Here is a 3590-nt window from a genome sequence, read left to right as displayed (position 1 = left end):
TTTGTTTATATTTTGGGTTTCACACCCCCACAAAAATAACACCCGACCCCTGGGCACCGGCCGCGGCGAGTAGGCTCGTCGGAGATCTCTGCGAGCTGTGGAGTTGAACCTCTGCTGATGGCCAAGTCCAAGCGCGGGGGCGATCCGGACGGACCGCCGCGCCCCCAGGTGAAGCCCGTCGTCTGGGCCGCGGCCGTACTCGGTGTTCTCGCGTTGTCGCTGATGGCCGTGGCCATCCCGGTCAACGCCGCGGTGCTCGGGATGCCGGTGGTGCTGGCGTTCCTGCTCAGCACCGCACAGGTCGGATCCATCGGCATCGCGTTCGTCCGCCCGCAGGCCGCGATCGCCATCTCCTGCGCGGCCCTGTTCCTGCTCGCGCTGGCGGCTCCCAGCGACGATCCCGCGGCCATCTGGCCGGTCTCGGTGACGACGCTGATCGGCCAAGCGCTGCTGATCAGCGCGCTCGGCGTGCGCTGGGGATGGCAGACCGGCCTGCAGTGCTGGTTCGGTGGCGCCGTGGCCGCGAACGGGGCCGCCGTGCTCGTCCCGCACGCAGTGGCGGCGATTTCCGTCGTGGGGAACCTCTTCCTGTTCGGCGCGGTCACCGGTGGCGCGCTCGGAATCGCGCTGGTGGTGCGGCAGTGGCGGCAGATCTCCGCGCAGCTCGTGCAGGAGCGCAGGCTCACCTCCGACGAGCACGCCAAGCGCGTGATCGCCGAGGAGAAGACGCGGATCGCCCGCGAGCTGCACGACGTGATCGCGCACAGCATGTCGCTCATCAGCGTGCAGGCGACCACGGCGCAGTACCGGCACCCGAACCTCGAGCCGGCGCTCGTCGCCGAGTTCGACGAGATGGCGGCGGCGTCCCGGCAGGCGTTGCGCGAGATGCGCAGCGTGCTGGGGGTTCTGCGGGACGACCGGAGCGGCGGCGAACTCCTCCCGCAGCCGGGTTGGGCCCGCGTTCCGGAGCTGATCGACAGCGCTCGCCGCGCGGGGATGGACGTCACTGCGCACGGCGAGGAGTTGCTGGAAGACGGGGCGGGCAGCGAGATCGCCGGTATCTCGGCGTTCCGCATCGTGCAGGAGGCGTTGAGCAACGTCACCAGGCACGCCCCCGGTGCACCCACCGAAGTGCAGTTCACCCGCTCCGGCGGTGAGCTGACGATCGTCGTGCGCAACGGCGCTCCGGAACGGGCGGTGTCGCCGGTGCCGGGCGGTGGGCACGGCCTCGTCGGCATGCAGGAGCGGGCCTCGGTCGTCGGCGGCAGTGTCCACTTCGGACAGCTCGACGGCGGCGGCTACGAAGTACGAGCGGTTCTCCCACTGCACGTGGGCGACGATGCGCGGGAGCGGGAAGTCCGATGACCATCAAGGTTCTCGTCGTCGACGACCAGGCGATGGTGCGGGCCGGGTTCGCCGCCCTGCTCGGCTCCCAGCCGGACATGGAAGTGGTGGGCGAGGCGGACAACGGCGCCCGGGCGATCGAGATCTCGCACGCCCGCCACCCGGACGTCGTCGTGATGGACGTGCGGATGCCGGTGCTCAACGGGATCGACACGACCCGGCAGCTGGTGAACCCGCCCGCCGCCGTCGAGCACGTGCCCCGCGTGCTGATGCTGACGACCTTCGACATCGACGACTACGTCTACGAAGCGATCCGGGCCGGGGCCAGCGGATTCCTGCTCAAGGACGCACTTCCCGCCGACCTCGTCTCGGCCGTGCGGGTGGTCGCCGCGGGTGATGGGCTGCTGGCGCCGACGGTGACGCGCCGGATGATCGAGCACTTCGCCCGCTCCGCCCCGCCGCGCCCGGCCACCGCACCCCGCCTGGCCGCGCTCACCGAACGGGAGCGCGAGGTGCTGGTGCTCGTCGCGCAGGGGCTCACCAACGGCGAGATCGCCGACGCGCTGTTCATCGCCGAGCAGACCGTGAAGAGCCACGTCAGCCGCATCATCGGCAAGCTGGACATCCGCGACCGGGTGCAGGCCGTCATCGTCGCCTACGAATGCGGCCTGGTCTCGGCCAACGGCAGCTGACCGTACCCGGGATTGATCACCCCCTACCGCGGTAGGGGGTTCGAATGCGCTCCGCGGATGGACGCGGTGCGGGTCGCTGGATTCATACGCTCCTCCCGTCCGGAATTCGTCCGGACTTCTTCACTGGGGAGAAGCGAAAGTGGCTGCTACGCGCACGTCTTCTGCACCGGCACCGACCGCCGCTCCAGGGGCGTCCCGGGACCGGGTTCTCGACCTGGTCAGGGCCGGTTGCCTGGTGGTGGTCGTCGTCCTGCACGCGACGATGGCGGGCATCGAGATCGGCCCGTCGGGAACTCAGATCACGAATGCGCTGGAGAACCAGCCGTGGTTCACACCGGTTTCCTGGATCGTCCAGGTGATGCCGCTGTTCTTCGTCGTCGGCGGGTTCGCGGGCATCACCCAGTGGCGCCGGATGCGCAGTGCTGGTGCGGCACCGGCCGACTTCATCCGGGTCCGCCTGACCCGGCTCGCCCGGCCCGCTCTCGTCGCCTTCGCCGTGATCGCCGGTGCGCTGGCGGTGGCGAGCGCGGCAGGTGTTTCGCCGGACCTGTTGGCGCAGCTGGGTTTCCGGCTGAGCCAACCGATGTGGTTCATCGGGGTCTACCTCGGAACTTCCGCCCTGGTGCCGCTGCTGTCCCGGCTGCACGAGCGAGCACCGCGGGCGACGCTGGCGCTGCTCGTCTCGGCCGCGATCGGTGTCGACCTGTTGTCGATCACCACCGGTTCGCCCGCGATCGGGTTCGCCAACCTCGCCTTCGTCTGGCTGGCCGTCCAGCAGATCGGGTTCTGGTACGCCGACGGCTGGTTCCGGTTCCGGTCCCACGGCCAGCTGCTGGGCATGGCGCTCGGCGCGTTCGCGCTGCTGCTGACCAGCACCACCGCCGGCCCCTATCCCGCCGACATGCTGGCCAACCTCAACCCGCCGACCATCAACCTGGTGCTGCTCGGCGTCGTCCAGGTGTGCCTGTTGTCGCTGGTCAGCGCGCGTCTCGCGGTGCTCGTGAGCCGACCGCGGTTGCGCGCCGCCGTCGACGTGATCGGCAAGCACTCGCTGACCGCCTACCTCTGGCACATGCCCGCACTCTCGCTGCTCGCCGCCGGGCTGCTGGCGCTGGGATCCCCGTGGCCGGAGCCGCTCGGCACCTCGTGGTGGCTGACCCGCCCCCTGTGGCTGGTCGGGATCGCGCTGGTCCTCGTCCCGCTGGCCGCTTGGGCGGGCCGTTTCGAGCGCGGCCCCATCGGCCCTGGTCCTCGCACTCCCGGACGCGCCTCGGCAGGTGTGGTCATCGCCATCGCTGCCGTCGTCGCGGTGCTCGCCGCCGGATTCACCACCGTCTCGGCGACGTGCGGAGCGCTCCTGCTGCTGGTAGCGCTGCGCCTGCAACGATCCGCACCGCTGCAGCCGGTGTTCAGCTGATCCCCCTGCGCCGGACGCAAACCTTCCGCTCCCCCTACGCAGCGACCAAGTGCGCCGGTGCGGGTTGCGAGGTGGGGGGTGGGGGTATTTGTTTTGTATATAGCCCCCCAATACAAAGCACCCCGGGGACCGAGGAG

The 3590-nt window shown here is 70.1% G+C and carries 3 protein-coding genes; all 3 read left to right on the top strand.

Going from position 1 to position 3590, the window contains the following annotated elements; all coding sequences use genetic code 11:
• Window positions 1–117: 117 nt before the first annotated feature.
• The 3 genes from ABTZ89_RS36960 (at window position 118) to ABTZ89_RS36950 (ending at window position 3453) form a co-directional block, all read left to right on the top strand.
• Window positions 118–1365 (top strand): sensor histidine kinase, encoded by a 1248-nt coding sequence (locus ABTZ89_RS36960; protein WP_351053747.1) that lies wholly within the window; start codon window positions 118–120, stop codon window positions 1363–1365.
• Window positions 1362–2036 (top strand): response regulator, encoded by a 675-nt coding sequence (locus ABTZ89_RS36955; RefSeq protein WP_351053744.1) that lies wholly within the window; start codon window positions 1362–1364, stop codon window positions 2034–2036. Before ABTZ89_RS36960 ends, ABTZ89_RS36955 begins: the two co-directional genes overlap by 4 nt.
• 139 nt (window positions 2037–2175) lie before the next feature.
• Window positions 2176–3453 carry an acyltransferase family protein gene (locus ABTZ89_RS36950; protein WP_351053741.1) on the top strand — a complete coding sequence of 426 codons (1278 nt, stop codon included), beginning with the start codon at window positions 2176–2178 and terminating at the stop codon, window positions 3451–3453.
• The last annotated feature ends 137 nt before the right edge of the window (window positions 3454–3590 follow it).

The sequence above is a fragment of the Saccharopolyspora sp. NPDC002686 genome (assembly GCF_040295745.1).
GTDB lineage: Bacteria > Actinomycetota > Actinomycetes > Mycobacteriales > Pseudonocardiaceae > Saccharopolyspora > Saccharopolyspora oryzae.
This window is presented reverse-complemented; position numbering and strand designations above follow the sequence as displayed.